Source organism: Dictyobacter arantiisoli (genome assembly GCF_008326305.1).
GTDB classification, from domain to species: Bacteria; Chloroflexota; Ktedonobacteria; order Ktedonobacterales; family Ktedonobacteraceae; genus Dictyobacter; species Dictyobacter arantiisoli.
Window position 1 is genome coordinate 1 of record NZ_BIXY01000094.1, and the last position, 14,980, is coordinate 14,980.

Consider the following 14,980-nt stretch of genomic DNA (forward strand, 5'->3'; position numbering starts at 1 on the left):
TTTTGCTGCCAACGCTTTTCCAGGTCTTCTGCATTCATGATCTCGCCCACCTTTCTTTTGGTGAAATTTCTTACTACCATTTTATTTTACCATTTTGGCGGCGCAAAAAAATGAATGGCACCCCTCAAGCCAGCCGCACAGGGCTATTTAAAAGTCGGCAAAGGACCAAGCAAGAGACGAAGGGCTACTGCCGGTTTGGCATCAAAAATACGTGCTTGCTTTGCCACGTTCTCGACACCAAGAAAATCAAGAAGAGAGAGCAAAAAGCTATTCAGAAGAGCAAGAATGCGAGGAGCAACGCCTTTGCGTACCTGGCAATGATCTTCTTGTAACGTCACATCTCGCCTCCAGTGCAAACGATTCTCAATCTTCCAATGGTCACGGTTGAGCGTCAGAAGCTGATGCGCATCAGCTTTGGCTGGAGGCAAACTGGTGATGCCAACCACCACTTCTCTTCGCTCTTTGCCTTTCTCTTTGACCACACGAGTAATACAAAAAACCTGAGCAATACCAGCCCATGTCGAAAGAAAGTCGTTCAATTCCGTGGTTGCAATGATGGATCGTTGTTCCAGTCGCCCATGGCCTTTATCGTGGGTACACGCTGTGCGCCAGTCTCGACAATCGGTGGGTGGCTCATCAAAAAAGAGACGCAAATCATCCAAAAGGGTTGGTTGATTCCCCTTTGCGATCACCATGTACTCTCCTCCCCAACGAGTGACACTCGAACAGAAGGTGTGTTGAGTAAAGAGCGCGTCAACGGTGAGAATGCGCCCTTTGACCCATTTTTCCAACAAAAATTCGGATAGCAGGCTCAGCTCATTTTGCTTTTCACCCACCACCTGTTCTTTCAGGATGAGTCCAGTTTGGGGTTCGTACAGTGTTACTTGATGCATCTTTTTTTGATCCTCTGCCTCATGTGAGAGCGTTCCACGCAAGGTTTTCCCATCCATGGCGATGTGAACGTGCTTTTCCCGTTCCTTCTGTCCCACGAAGCGGCTCGGTTCGTCTTCACATCGCACCGCCGCTTCCATGCGAAGCAAACCCTGCGTCAAGATGTGGGGAAGTTGTTCTGCGTCAATGGCACGCAACACATTACTGTAGGTGGCGGCACAGGGAAAGGTTCCTCGCGTCCCTGGCAAGGCTTTTTGCAAATCATCACCTCGCAATCTGACCCAATCTGCCACCCCTGCCAACGTTGTTTCTCCCGCAAGCTTTGCCAACAGGATCAGCGTCAAGATGAAGGCCATGGGGTAACGCACCCCTCGTTTCTTTCTTTTATCCTTTATGTGCTCGAAAAGCGCATACACAGATAATGGATCAATGTCTCTTCCCAGCGTGGATTCATTTGGTTCCATTAACTGGGTCAGCGTGCTATAGTTCATAAAGAGTTCATCCTTGCTTCTTGAGATGTTGTGATATTCCCATTGTAGCAAGATTGGACTCTTTTGTTTCATTCCTTGGGACTTTTAAATAGCCCTGCAAGCCGCATAACACCATATAATACAAATGACCCTTACCGCTCGTTTTACTGGCATATTTACCATGTCCTGTGCCGCAAACAACCAATAAGGGATGTATTGTTCTCTATCCTAAAGCACATTTAGAGCACCATCGAAGCCAGCGCTTTTCAGGTACAAATAGGCATTTTGCTCATTGATATATATCAAAACTTATGCTATCTTGAGTGTGTAGTAGATGGATGTGTAGATTGAAGGGAGCTTGCAATGCAATCATTTGAACCTCAAAAAACCTCGCCAGACGTCCCGTTTCAGCCAGATATGCCATTTCAGTATGATTCGACTCGCCAAATCACATATATTCCTGATATCTCAAGCTCGCATAATCAGGAGATGATGCAAACAATACCTCCGTTGTCGTCTACTCCGCCCCCGCAGAGCGGGTCAGCATTACGGGTCGAACAAAACAGCGAGGGGCATCCACCATCTAAAAAATATGTCTCACGCGCCGTTGCAATCGTCCTGGTAGTAGCCCTGGCTCTGGGGCTCTATCTACTCTGGCAACCCGGGTCAAATACCACAAATTCAACAACTGATCCAACTATGTCAACAGTGACATCTTCAACAGCTTATCCAGCTACAAGTACAGCCACTACGTCCTCAGATAGTGGAACCACTATCCAGGTTTATATTGTAGGCGCGGTCAAACAACCCGGGGTGTATACCATTGATCATCAGGCACGTATCTATCAGCTTTTACAAATGGCCGGAGGTCCACTCGCCGATGCAAATGTGGCCGCGCTCAATCTGGCCTCACGTCTCACAGATGGACAGGAGGTCTATGTGTTACAGATTGGGGAAACGCCTGTTGCAGTAGTAAATGGTACGACAGGGATCACCACGACACCAGGTGCAATAATACAAGGAACACTGGTCAATATTAATACGGCAAGTGCCGATGAATTACGTCAACAACTATCAATCAGCAGTAAGACGGCACAAACTATTATCAACTATCGCCTACAACATGGTCCATTCGCAAACGTAAATATATTGGCACAAGTTGTGAGTAAAACCATTTATACAAAAATTAAGGATAAGGTAACTGTCTAATGGCTATTACATCCGGAGCACTCGTTCTGTTACAAGGTATCATCTGGGTTGTCTGCATTCTCCTGGGCATCGGGCTAGGGACGTTACTGGGTAGATGGGTTGGTACGCTTTTAGGCTGGATGATTGCTACATCACTTGATGCAAATATCTCCAATGGAGGCCGCTTCGGAAAAAGAGTTGGTATCTATCTGGGCATTGGAGCTGGTATCTGTATAGCATTGTATTACGCAGCACAATTGTCAGCAATAGTATTACACCAAATAGCTGCACTTTAACATAGTACTCACTATGTACACAGTAGCGTAGGATGGTGGAAGTGGGGGAAGGCAATGCAAACAGGACAATCATTCTCGGTTGATACAAAATTGCAGTTACGTGGTTTGCTACTGGTGGCACTTGCTGGAGCATGGCTGGTGGGTATTCTACTGGCTGCATGGCTGGTCTTTCCGCTTCTCTACTTTCCATTCCTCGCTGGTACTAGCCTGATCATCTGTATGATTACAGGTAAAAAGCCAGCTATTCGTCTAGTCTTCCTGCTTTTACTCTGTCTCATACTGGGCGCATGGCGCTATACAGTGGCACGACCAATCAATGATCCGCAAACTATTGCTGCATATATCGGTTCCCGCACTCTTAAGGTTCAAGGCATGGTCTCCGAAGAACCAACGCTATCAGCCCGTACAAGTCTGTTGAAGGTCGCGGTAAGTGGCAGCAATACCCAGAATACCTACAACTGGCATCCCACTCATGGCACCATCGAGGTCCAAATATTGGGGAGTACATTGGACGATGCCTATGGTGCAAGCTATGGAGATATTGTCACATTGCAAGGCAAACTGACAGCACCATCCCCACATAGCTCATCAGATGTACTGGCAGAAATGGCATTTCCACGCCTCAGCATCAATCAGAATGACGGCTATCCCATACTTGTTTTCTTGTATCATTGGCGCGTCCGGCTGGCAATGATAATCACGCAAGCATTACCAGAGCCGCTGGCAGCGCTGCTGATAGCCATCGTCCTTGGACTACGTATTCCCGCCATTGCTCCTTTACGGCAAGCCTTTAATGTTACGGGGACCGCTCATTTAATCGTTCCCTCAGGTTTTAAAGTAACGATTGTGGCAGGACTGGCAAGTAGTGGTACTCGATGGTTATACGAAGGGTCATCAGGCACAATACTCTCCTCAAAAATACCGTACACCTGGCTACGCTGGCTTAGTACAGGCTTCACGCTACTGAGTATCAGCGCCTATACGATCTTGAGTGGTGCTGGATCGGCGGCTATCCGCTCAGGAGTCATGGGATGTTTTCTGGTTATAGCGCCCCGCATTGGACGTACCTATAATATCTACACAGCACTGGCCTTTACAGCCATCGGGATGAGCCTGCTTAATCCTTTTGTGTTATGGGATGTGGGTTTCCAATTATCGTTTCTTGGCACGTTGGGAATCGTGCTGTTCACTCCCTACATACAAACACTGCTCCGTTTCCTGCATCCACTCCCCGGAGGTCACTTTCTCGCCGAAACTGGTGCTGTCACAATTGCAGCCCAGATCGCTACATTGCCGATCTTCGCGGTTACATTTCAACAGGTCTCATTTATTGCGCCTCTAGCGAATATGTTAACAGTGCCACTCCTGGGTATCATCATTATAATCGGGATCTTGATATGCGGTTTAGGGCTGCTCTCACTTTCCCTGGCGACAGTATGCGGTTGGGTAGCGTGGCCATTTCTCTGGTACATGAGCCAAAGCATTCTCTGGTGTGCCACATTGCCTGGCGCGTACCGCAGCCTTAGCAATGTAGATACCCGTCTGGCCTGGCTCTACTACCTACCACTTACCGTGGGACTGATCTTTTTGCTGCAACGCTGGCCTCTCACCATAATGAAAATAAATACCATTACTGCATCTTCAATCCATAAACAGATTCCCAAACGCATCCAGAGATATATATTTAGCGGGCTTGTGATTGTAATTATTGCGGCGACTGCGGCAATCAACCTGCATTCACAGGCTATAGGAACAGGAAAACTTACCGTTACTTTTTTCAATGTTGGCCCGGCAGGAAAACCCGCACAGGGTGAAGCAATCCTGGTACACACAGTGGATAACAAAACACTGCTGATTGATGGCGGGCCGGATGTAGCAGCATTAAGCCAGAAACTGGACAGCCAGCTTCCATCCTGGCAACGTTCCCTGGACATGGTTATCCTTACCTCGCCACGTGCAGACCATCTTACAGCGCTGCAAGATATTGTTAGCCGTTACAATATCGGTACTATTCTGGACGCCGGGATGCTTCATCCATCCACCTCCTATGCGCGCTGGCGCAGGACTATCCATGAACGAAATCTGCATTATCAGGCGGTCCAGCAAGGACAAACAATCCTATTGGGAAGGCAGACACAGATACAAATTATATGGCCAACGACGCCACTACACGCGGGGAGCAATGAAATACGGGATAATACGCTGGTCTTCCGACTTATCACACCTGGATTACGCTTACTCTTACTGGGCGAAGCGGCCCAAAGTCACTATGCAGTGACGAGCTTACAAGATCCTGTCAATAATCCAGTACTGCAAGCAGATGTGATCCAGATAATGCAAGGCACTCAGCCATTTCAGAATGATCTACAAACCATACTGACACAGCTTCATCCCTCGTTACTGATCATCACACCATCAGCCAGCGGCCAGAAGAAGGGAGTACCAGCATCCACACATGACGTGCAGATCATGTTTCCAACACTCCACGTTGCCAATATGGCTCAAACAGGAGATGTAACCATAAGCAGTGATACACATGGCTGGTACACTGATGGAATATAGTTCTTCGGAGAGAAATTTCAAGCGCCCGGCAGAGATATGGGATGAGGCTCTACAACCAATATCCATCGAGTACGTACAATAAGTAAATACAATCTGTCTATTGCACTGTGCTCGGATAGGCCAGTCGATGCATAAAGGTAGAAGATCAAGCCTTTGATGCTACCGGTCACCTGCATAGCGTAGACAATTTTTACTCAGCATAAAGCAATATCTAAAGAGGATGTTGCGACCATCAGAGAAATTTGGCAAACCATGTTTTGTGAACGTTGTGGAACAGAAATAGTAAAGACTATGAGGATATGTCCGGTATGCGGCAGCATCATCGAACATGCCCCTGGCAGTACTCAGCCCCATACCTCCTATGGTGCATATCAACAGGCTGGAATAGCTACTCCAACCCAAAAGCCTGAATATGTTTCTCAGACAGAGACACCACCGCATGGAGCTGCAAACGCTTTTTTTCCTCCCCAGAATGGCAATCTCTCTCCCTATCAAAATCCATCGATCAAACAAGGGCCCTATCCAGGTTATAGAGTAGAATCTATCAACACGATTACCATCATCCAGAAAAATAACGCGGCGCTCATAACAGAAATTATCCTTTCTTTATTCGGTATCTTTGGTGTTGGCTGGCTGATGGCAGGGGAAACGACAACGGGAATTATCCTTCTCATATGCAGTGGCCTTATTTACTGGCCTATCATGCTGCTTGGGACTATTTTTACCTTTGGCTTTGGATTAATCTGCCTTGGTCCAATGGCTATTACAGCGATTATAGTGAATCTCATACTGCTTAATACCCTGTTGCAGAAAAAAGCTATGCGGTTTGTAATTCCGCAGATGCAACCACAGCGCATGACAGTGCCACCACAAAACTACTAACAAAGGAATGGAGAGGATAAATGGCCTCGCAAGCTTGTCCTTCCTCTCCTCGTGAAGCGTTACTTAGGGAAGGCCAGACGACGATATTTCTCTTTCGATTCCAACCAGGCCTCATCCGAGAGTCCCAGTTTTTCACGCAGGCCATCCAGCGATACGCCATCGCGTAATTGTTGGACAGCAAAAGTGTCACGCAATAATTGCAAAGTGACGCGCTTCTTAATATCGGCGGTCTTTACTGCCCGCGCCAGAATATAATTGAGATTGCGGTCTGTACAAGGGAAAATCACATCGGTTACATGATAGCTTTGCTGGTAGCGGCGAAAAATAGTAGTAAACTCGGCAGGTAAAGCGATACGCCGCTCACGGTGCTGCTTATTTGTTGATGCAGCGAACCGAATTGAAACAAGTGGCGTCTGAGGATCAATCAAATCGATGTGATGAACCTTTAAGCCCATAACTTCTTCTTTTTTAAGACCAGCACGCAAAATAAGATAGACCAGGCAATGACAGCGAGCATCTTCTTTAGAGGCATCTAATAAACACTGGACCTCATCATCTGACAGCAAGTCAGGAAGTGGAGGTTGTGGTCGTTCCAGGGTCAGGCTAGCAGCAGGATTCTCCCGAATAATATGTTCGCGCTCTAACCATGTGAAGAAGTTTTTTAAAAAAGTAACCCGGCGAGCCATGGTCTTGGGTGCGGGGACATGACCAGGATTTCCAAATTTTAGCTTCATCAACCAATCGGTCACATGCTCGGCGCCGATACGACCAACCGGAATATCCGTGCCCAAAAAATCCATGAGCATCTTGAGATCTGAGAGAAAACAAGTTACCGTATAATTTGACTTACCGCGTAATATTAGCTCTCTCCGATAGGGTTCAGCGCAGTCAGCCAGACTCGTCTGGTCGGTCAATGTCACCATATGTTCCGGGAGAGTCGGTTGCGCCTCACTGGAATCACTGTGGTCGTCAAGCACAATCGGGGTTCCGAAGAGATTATCTTGTTCGATGGGGGCCTCTTCAATTTGCACCGCCGTGGGCTGTGCTTCCAACTCAGAATCCTTCTGCATACATTAGCTCCTCGCAGCACTATGTATTCCCACTAACATCTTCTTCGCAATGGGTACGCATCTCTCAGCAATGCTATACTTCTACTTACTGTGTCAGGGGCAACCCTGATCACAGTGAGTCTTCCATATCTCATCGCTGCTTTGTAGGACATGCGTATGTATTTCATTATAGCAGAATATGAGGATATGGCAAATCATCTCATTTATATCCAAAACTTACCATTACGGCAGGAATATGGAAAGCCCTCAAACAGCGTTACAGTGGTATGGGCACAAAAAAACCTTCCAGAACATGCCTGGAAGGTGGACACTACAATTCCTGCCAACACTATCTATGAAAAAACCTTGCATTATTCATCACGAGCATCCAGGTCTTCAGGCGTCCATTCATCCTCTTCCTCATAATCCTCGTCCGCATCATCGGTATCATTGAGGTCCATATACGAGTAATTCGTCAGATAGGATTCGCGGCGAATTTGTATGGTAGGATGAATTGTTGGGAAAGGCTTTAAACCACTCATTGCATTTGGGCCTTCCATCTGTGGCTCGTACATGGGAGATCCTTCGCGTACTAACACGTTTTCTTCCATTGCCACAGACTCAAAACCCAGGCGCCGCAGATCCATCACCATTCCTGCCCAAATGTCTTCAGCATCAATAGCCCACCACTCACGACCCAAATACCTTACCGGCCGAACCCGCAAAGGTCGGTTGAGATCGCCCAGATTAGCCAACAGCGAAGACTGCTTACGTTCGGCTTTTTTCACGATGATAAACCGTCCCTTCTTTACTTTAACGCTCATCGCATCTATGCCACCTTGAAATGACTGCGGCGAAAGGTCTCTTTACCTTCCTTCTTTTTCCAGACGCTGAAAGCGGAAAGACTTATATAATTCATACAATATCACATAAACCAGACGATATGCCAGTCCTTCACAAGATCAATAAAAAGTTGTGAGAACTCTACATTGACGCCGTACATAAAACAAGGCATAATTGTTAAATTATACCAAACAATGCGTTTCGTGTGAATCAGACTGAGGCGGCAAGTGCTATGCGTCAAACAAGGAAATATCTCCAAACCAGTAACATAACACGCACAACAATACGACGGCTCCGAGTGATTCCCAGCTATTTTTTCCTTATCTGGCGCTGGAGTATGTGGCTCTATGCACTTATCGTTATTATCTTTACACATTCCAGTTATGTCAATACAGCCAGCATCCCATACTCATCTATAGCGGTGATCTTACTGAGCATAACATTTCTTGAAACATTGTTTGTGACACTGTATGCACCGGTCATCCAAATTTTGTTTCCCCGTCCGCTCACAACTGCTGCAACACGTTCCCTAAAACAAGCGCAACTGCTCGAACGCGTCCTGACAGAAGAGGAGGAAACGGAAATTCTTCCACCTTTTATGCAGACACGTAACCACTATTGGAATATTGCCATCTATAGTATGGATGTAATTATTTGCGGTATTGTCATGTATTATAGTGGCCCCTTTTCAAATCCACCATTTGGGCTGGGATCGCCTTTTTACCGCTATGGGATGTCCACAGTGTTCGCCGCCGCAGCAGTTTTTCGTTATCCAGGAGGACTCCTGGCGGCGTTGGGCTATGATCTGTTCGCGCTCTTTGGAATGTTTGTCCATGCCCCAGGTGCCAGAAGCTATGTACCAAACGCGGTTGATATCGTTGGTTCATTAATCGATACCCCCATTGTCGCAATTCTGGTCGCTTATCTTGCCAATCTGCTCGAAAATCATGCGCGTAGCAAGTATCATGAGCGTGAAAATGCACGTACCCAGGCGGCCCTGGTTAGCATTGGCGAGGCACTCTTAAAAAGTACGGGAGATCGACAAGAGCTCTTACAAAGGAGTAGTAAACCGATCCAACGTGGACGCTTTGAGCGTTTAAGAATCACCTTGATCGATTTAGCTATCCCAGAAGATGAGATACAGGCTACTGCATTGCAATCATTTGAGCAGCAACAGATCACAACCTGTGTAGAAGCGCTATCACCTTCCACGCAATTTCCAGATATCAGCCAGACGCTGGCCCAAAAAGTGCTGGCCTCGGGACAAAAGTTAGTCTCATTCGAGGCATCTGACGATCAGCAAAGTGGTATTGCGCGCATGTACATCCCCTTACGCAAAGATGATCATGTACAGATTGTACTGGGTGCGGAAAGTAGACGCCTCGCCCCCTTTAATGCCCAGCATGAGAAATTCCTGACCATTGCAGGAACGCAGTTACTGGTTGCTCTGGATAATATTCGTCTGGCCGAGCAGACGATACAACTGGCGGCAGATGCTGAACGTGGACGAATCGCCCGCGAGATTCACGATGGTATTGCCCAGCTTACCTATATGTTGAGTTTACAAGCGGAAACATGTGAAGCACAGGCCCAACGCATCAGTGAGGCATCCGAAGAAGATGCTGAACTGATCACACCATTAACGGAACGCCTGAGCAAACTGGTTGTTATTTCTAAACAGGCATTATGGGAAACCCGTAATTATATGTTCTCACTCAAACCATTAATGCGCGGCACAACCACGCTAACACAAATGTTGAATAATCAATTGCGCGAATTTGAAGCAATTAGCGATTTACCCACGAGCTTAGAGATTGCTGGTTCACCGGCACTTTATGGGGAACAGTACCTCCATTCACGCCATTATGCGCAGATCGGGACAAGCTTGTTTCGCATTGTACAAGAGGCACTTACAAATGCCTACAAACATGCCCATGCAACACAATTAACTGTCCACCTGCGCTATCAGTCTGATCGTATTGAAGTCGATATTTGTGATGATGGTCGTGGCCTACCTCCATTTCTCCTGCAAAACGAGCCAGCGAGAGTGGAAACGCAACCACATATATTGTCAGGGCATGGTATAGGAGGAATGCGTGAACGCGCCACCGAACTTGGAGGGGATTTTTCCGTCCTGGCCCAGGCATCCGGCGGCACGATTGTGAGAGTCAGCATTCCGCTTTAACCACAAAAGGAGTTTGTGATGAGTACTATCCATCTCATGATTGTTGATGACCACGAAGTGGTACGTCTGGGTATGCGCGCCGCATTTGAGTTAGAAGCAGATATTAGCGTCGTAGGAGAGGCGAGTAATGGCGCAGAGGCACTGGCTAAAATTCCCACTTTCATGCCTGATATAATTCTCATGGATGTGCGTATGGAAAAAATGGGCGGAATTGAAGCCTGCCGCGAAATTCGCAGTCTCTATCCTCAGATCTCTGTATTGATGATTACATCGTATCCAGATGATGAGGCGGTCACGGCCTCGGTCCTGGCAGGGGCCCGTGGCTATCTACTCAAAAACGTGAGTCGAGCAGAATTACTAAAAGCTGTACGACAGGTCGCAAGTGGACAAGCTCTCCTCAAACCAGAGGCAACACAAAAGGCAATTTCAAAAATGATGATTATAACAAATAAATCCCATTCCGTTCCTGGTGACGATTTGACGGAACGCGAGCGTGAAGTGCTGGCACTGGTCGCACGGGGCTATACCAACAAACAAATCGCTGAAGCCCTTTACTTGAGCGAAAAAACAGCTCGTAATCATGTCAGCCATATCCTGGAGAAACTTGGTCTCTCGCGACGAAGTGAAGCAGCCGTCTATGCGGTTGAACACAAGTTATTGCCTCCTCGCCAATAGCAGAAGTCCATGTTATTCCCGATCCAGAGCGATACAGCCCATAGCGTGAAATGCAGGATGTAACTGCATCGCTCTGACGCTGGCAGTATTGGATAACAGCAATGCATTACAAGGTAAGCAAACTCAGGCGGTGGTGTAAACACTCAGATTGCTATAGACCACCCGCGCTCGCGCCCCATTCTCCCAGGTTGCCAGAAAACCGATATTCCCTGAGCTAATGGTTGTGTCATTAATAGGATCTGGCAGATAGACACCATTAATATAGAAAAGTAAGGTGCCGTTATGGGCTACAACCTGCAAATGATTGCTGGTCGTTCCAGTTTTCAATGCGGATGAAGGTGCCCAGTCACGCAACGTATCCATCGATCCCAAATCATAATTACTCGATACTGAGATCTTATATTGTCCCTGATTGTCAATCTCAAAGAGATATCCCTGCAAAGGATTCGTATTCATACGAAAGAATAAGCCAGCGGAATGTCCACTCTGAATAGATGCATCCACCTGCACAGCAAAGTTGGTATAGGATGTTGCGGCCTCATGGCAGGCGGAAAAGGCATTGAATGGACCGGCACTGACATGATATCCATCAGCATAGAACGAACAGGAAGTGTTTTGATCCCATTGCGCAGCCTGGGTAGCCGCATTAGTGGCACTCGTCAAAGGATCTGTGTAGTTTGGATTCTGGGCGGTTATGGTCTGGATGACTGCCGGAGTAGCAGTGGCGTTTGCGCTGGCTGTCGCAGTGGCCTTTGCCTGAGCCTGGACCGTCGCAGTAGCTTTCGCCTGAGCTGTCGCGGTAGCTTTCGCCTGAACATTGGCCTGAGCAGTGGCTGTGGCTTGTGTTTGCGCTGTGGCCGTGGCTTGCGCTTGCTGAACCGCCGTGGCCGATGCAGCCTGGGAGGTCGCATGCAGGTCAGGTGTGACAACAACACCTGGCGTTCCCTGAATTGAATTGACAGGAGCATTGTTTATTCTGCTCATCACGGCATACGCCATGGGGACAGCAACGGCCAGCAAGGCCACGATAGCTAAAACTGTGACAATCCAGGCCTGTGTGCGTGCGGCTTTATTCTTACGCGGATATTGCGCTGGATAAGCAGGAACTTGCGCTGAATAATGATTGGGAACAGCAGCATCATAATAGCCGGATGACTGCGAGGGATAGGCTGGTGGTGGGGCCGCTGGATAAGCCGCAAGTGGTACTGACTGCCGACCAGTATTGACCAGCGTACTGCTTTTATTGTCCTGCGGCCATTGCGCTCCAGAAACCATTGTTTCCTCAGTCTGGGGAGCCATAATCGCACGGTAAAAAGCATCAGCCAATTCTCTCGCGCTTCCATAGCGTAACTCTGGACGCTTCTCCAAGGCACGCAATATTACCCGTTCAACAGCCGGCGGAATGGTCGGAACAAAGGTACGTGGAGACGGTGGCTGCTTGTTCACATGCATTGCCACTACAGCAATCTGGTTTTCCGCCGTAAATGGCAAATGGCCTGTGACCATCTCAAAGAGCAGTACTCCTAACGAATAATAATCGCTACGAGGATCGGCTCGATAATCAGACTCAAACAGTTCGGGCGCAATATAGTCGACGGTGCCCAGTACATTACCTGTACTGGTTAACTGGGTTGATTCAGTATCAGAACGAGCAATACCAAAATCAGCCAGATAGCAACGCCCATCCGCATCCAATAAAATGTTGGAGGCTTTAATATCGCGATGAATAATACCCTGTTGATGCATATAATCCAAGGCATCAGCAATGTCACGTAGATACTTACAGGCTTGCTTGAGAGAAATCGGGGTGCGGCGAATGCGAGCACGTAGCGTCCCACCATCCATAAAAGGCATAACAATATAATACACATTCAGGCCATCGATACGGCAGGTGCCTGTATCATAGACGGGCATCAAATGTGCATTATGGAGGGAAGCCATTAATTGAGCTTCTCGCACAAAGCGTCTCAGAAGGGCTTCATCCTCGCGCTTAAACACTTTAACAGCAACATCACGCTCAAAATCAGGATCATATGCCAGGTAGACATCTGCCATCCCACCTCGTCCCGTGAGTTGTTGTAATTCATACCGATCGAGGGTTCTTCCCTCCAGGTCTGCCATACATTACTCCAATAAACCGAAGAGCAAGCAGATAGCTACTGCTTATATTCTTTATCATAGAGACACGTTATAAAACGAATGTCAGGAGGTTTCGTTACAATCTTACACTATCCTCTATAAAAGCTAAAACGTTTTTTGAGTATAGAAATAAAGAGAGTATCATTATTCCCTGAGAAACTCTACTATAACAGTCACAAAACAACCCTGTCAATTACAGCGACCCGAATGGGCTTACGCCGAATGCTTGATGAACATGAAAACAGCGTCTTAAATAAATAAACAAATAGTGAGGCAAAACTTGTCCCTTACAAGTGTACGCCTCACTATATCACGGCTAAACCATTTTCTCAACGTAGAAAGCTTTCTACCTGTGTCTATCCATTCATACAAAATGTTTGATTCCCATCACCATCGGGATCTTGCTGCTCACCTGCTGGCAGGCGTCGACGCGCCTGCACCCTTTTTAGTATTTAGTACAGGAAAGGCGCTGTGCACCTTTCCTGTACTAAATACTAAAAACTGTTTTGAGCACCGTAGGTGCGAAAACTCATGCGCAGAGATGGTGGAGAACATGGGAATCAAACACTTTGTTAGAAATTCACATACAAGTGTGAAGCTGCATCATAGCGATAGACAGGATCACCTGGATGATAGGTCAGTGTGCCATTCGAGTCGGTAAGCCATACCAACACTTGCGTACCAGCAGGCGCGGAAATTTTGTAGCGCCAGTGATCAAGCGCGTTTGATCCAGTTACGCCAAACAGCCAGGAACCCCCATCGATATCAATTGTATTGGGATCGAGCTGACTGCAAACTTGTGAATTATCATCATGGGTGTCATTAGCCTGAAAGTCACAGGCACGCAATGACAGATTGTTCAAGCTGCTATGAGGATCAGCATAGGGATAGTTACCAAAGCCTGGAATTGATTTACGCGGCAACATTGCCTGAGCCCAGATCCAATCACCGGGATGCAAGGCAAGCTCGGTGTGCACGGTCAGATGCAAACTCACTTCAGGGTTCATACGAATAGTGAGCATACATCCGCCAGAGCAGTCTGGAGTATACTCATCGGTGGATTGCACCTTGATCAAAGGTGTTGGTAATACCTGCAACGCCGTCATCGCTGCGATTTTTGTCAATACGCCACTAATCGCCACCAATGGATATTGTGGCGAAAGAGTCACGGTCATATCTGGCTGCAAACGATGGCAATCCTGTCCGACATCATTACTGAGCTGCTTCACGGTGTCAGGATTGGCATCACTAAAGACCTGGCTGGAACTATACATATGCATACGATAAGCTAACAGCGAATCGCAACTATCCCCATCGCTAACAGTGGTATGAATGGAACCAACCTGAGGAAGAACTGTCGCAAAGGCTGGGTGCGGCGTTGGTGTGGCCATATTTGATATATTTGATAATTTGTAGAATACGCTCGTTACGGACGGCAATATGTTACTACCGGCGTGCGCCCCATAGATAAAAGTTGGAATCGCCAGTATTACTAATATGGGGACGATAACCAGTAGCTTCCAGGGTATCGAATGCAACAACAGGTGCATATTCTCTTTCGAGGTACTTCTTGGATGAAAGCGCCGAGCCATAGACGACTCCAATCTATACTAATCTTATCTCAAACGCATTATAGCAGGGAATGTCAGAAAGGGCTATCAATAAAAATAAGTACAACCTTTAGACTGTGCTTCTCCTAAACAGCACAAGAGTAGCCTAATGCTTGCATGCCTGGATAGCTATTTCTCCAGATATCACTATGCTTCCCTACGAACCATAGCACGGTGCCAGACGTCATCG

Annotated in this window: 11 protein-coding genes; 6 read left to right on the forward strand and 5 right to left on the reverse strand. The window is 47.3% G+C overall.

What is annotated here, in order from left to right; all coding sequences use genetic code 11:
- Positions 1–143: 143 nt before the first annotated feature.
- Positions 144–1,382 (reverse strand): ISAs1 family transposase, encoded by a 1,239-nt coding sequence (locus tag F1593_RS23120; RefSeq protein ID WP_172632378.1) that lies wholly within the window; start codon positions 1,380–1,382, stop codon positions 144–146.
- A gap of 342 nt (positions 1,383–1,724) precedes the next feature.
- On the opposite strand from F1593_RS23120, the gene F1593_RS23125 reads away from it, so the two are divergent.
- The 4 genes from F1593_RS23125 (at position 1,725) to F1593_RS23140 (ending at position 6,289) form a co-directional block, all read left to right on the forward strand.
- Complete coding sequence (locus F1593_RS23125; RefSeq protein WP_149403929.1) at positions 1,725–2,570, forward strand: ComEA family DNA-binding protein; 846 nt, start codon at positions 1,725–1,727, stop codon at positions 2,568–2,570.
- A complete protein-coding gene (locus F1593_RS23130; RefSeq protein WP_149403930.1) occupies positions 2,570–2,845 on the forward strand; it encodes a hypothetical protein in 276 nt (91 codons plus the stop codon). Before F1593_RS23125 ends, F1593_RS23130 begins: the two co-directional genes overlap by 1 nt.
- A gap of 54 nt (positions 2,846–2,899) precedes the next feature.
- Complete coding sequence (locus F1593_RS23135) at positions 2,900–5,407, forward strand: ComEC/Rec2 family competence protein (RefSeq protein ID WP_149403931.1); 2,508 nt, start codon at positions 2,900–2,902, stop codon at positions 5,405–5,407.
- Positions 5,408–5,698: 291 nt separating this feature from the next.
- Positions 5,699–6,289 carry a hypothetical protein gene (locus F1593_RS23140; RefSeq protein WP_149403932.1) on the forward strand — a complete coding sequence of 197 codons (591 nt, stop codon included), beginning with the start codon at positions 5,699–5,701 and terminating at the stop codon, positions 6,287–6,289.
- A 59-nt stretch (positions 6,290–6,348) separates the two neighbouring features.
- Here the strand turns inward: F1593_RS23140 and F1593_RS23145 are convergent, their stop codons facing one another.
- Both F1593_RS23145 and F1593_RS23150 read right to left on the reverse strand, forming a co-directional pair.
- Positions 6,349–7,359, reverse strand: a complete 1,011-nt coding sequence (locus F1593_RS23145; RefSeq protein ID WP_149403933.1) for a tyrosine-type recombinase/integrase — start codon at positions 7,357–7,359, stop codon at positions 6,349–6,351.
- Positions 7,360–7,709: 350 nt separating this feature from the next.
- Positions 7,710–8,162 carry a hypothetical protein gene (locus F1593_RS23150; protein WP_149403934.1) on the reverse strand — a complete coding sequence of 151 codons (453 nt, stop codon included), beginning with the start codon at positions 8,160–8,162 and terminating at the stop codon, positions 7,710–7,712.
- Between the two features lie 251 nt (positions 8,163–8,413).
- Between F1593_RS23150 and F1593_RS23155 the strand changes: the two genes are divergently transcribed.
- Complete coding sequence (locus F1593_RS23155; RefSeq protein WP_149403935.1) at positions 8,414–10,366, forward strand: GAF domain-containing sensor histidine kinase; 1,953 nt, start codon at positions 8,414–8,416, stop codon at positions 10,364–10,366.
- Positions 10,367–10,384: 18 nt separating this feature from the next.
- Positions 10,385–11,041, forward strand: coding sequence for a response regulator (locus F1593_RS23160; RefSeq protein WP_149403936.1), 657 nt, complete (start codon positions 10,385–10,387; stop codon positions 11,039–11,041).
- 123 nt (positions 11,042–11,164) lie between these two features.
- Here the strand turns inward: F1593_RS23160 and F1593_RS23165 are convergent, their stop codons facing one another.
- Positions 11,165–13,162 carry a protein kinase domain-containing protein gene (locus tag F1593_RS23165; protein WP_149403937.1) on the reverse strand — a complete coding sequence of 666 codons (1,998 nt, stop codon included), beginning with the start codon at positions 13,160–13,162 and terminating at the stop codon, positions 11,165–11,167.
- A gap of 590 nt (positions 13,163–13,752) precedes the next feature.
- Positions 13,753–14,721 carry a hypothetical protein gene (locus tag F1593_RS23170; RefSeq protein ID WP_216368972.1) on the reverse strand — a complete coding sequence of 323 codons (969 nt, stop codon included), beginning with the start codon at positions 14,719–14,721 and terminating at the stop codon, positions 13,753–13,755.
- Positions 14,722–14,980 lie beyond the last annotated feature (259 nt).

Coding starts and splice junctions, on each gene's coding strand:
- F1593_RS23120 (WP_172632378.1), bottom strand. CDS start 1,382: ATGAACTATAGCACGCTGACCCAGTTAATGGAACCAAATGAATCCACG.
- F1593_RS23125 (WP_149403929.1), top strand. CDS start 1,725: ATGCAATCATTTGAACCTCAAAAAACCTCGCCAGACGTCCCGTTTCAG.
- F1593_RS23130 (WP_149403930.1), top strand. CDS start 2,570: ATGGCTATTACATCCGGAGCACTCGTTCTGTTACAAGGTATCATCTGG.
- F1593_RS23135 (WP_149403931.1), top strand. CDS start 2,900: ATGCAAACAGGACAATCATTCTCGGTTGATACAAAATTGCAGTTACGT.
- F1593_RS23140 (WP_149403932.1), top strand. CDS start 5,699: ATGAGGATATGTCCGGTATGCGGCAGCATCATCGAACATGCCCCTGGC.
- F1593_RS23145 (WP_149403933.1), bottom strand. CDS start 7,359: ATGCAGAAGGATTCTGAGTTGGAAGCACAGCCCACGGCGGTGCAAATT.
- F1593_RS23150 (WP_149403934.1), bottom strand. CDS start 8,162: ATGAGCGTTAAAGTAAAGAAGGGACGGTTTATCATCGTGAAAAAAGCC.
- F1593_RS23155 (WP_149403935.1), top strand. CDS start 8,414: ATGCGTCAAACAAGGAAATATCTCCAAACCAGTAACATAACACGCACA.
- F1593_RS23160 (WP_149403936.1), top strand. CDS start 10,385: ATGAGTACTATCCATCTCATGATTGTTGATGACCACGAAGTGGTACGT.
- F1593_RS23165 (WP_149403937.1), bottom strand. CDS start 13,162: ATGGCAGACCTGGAGGGAAGAACCCTCGATCGGTATGAATTACAACAA.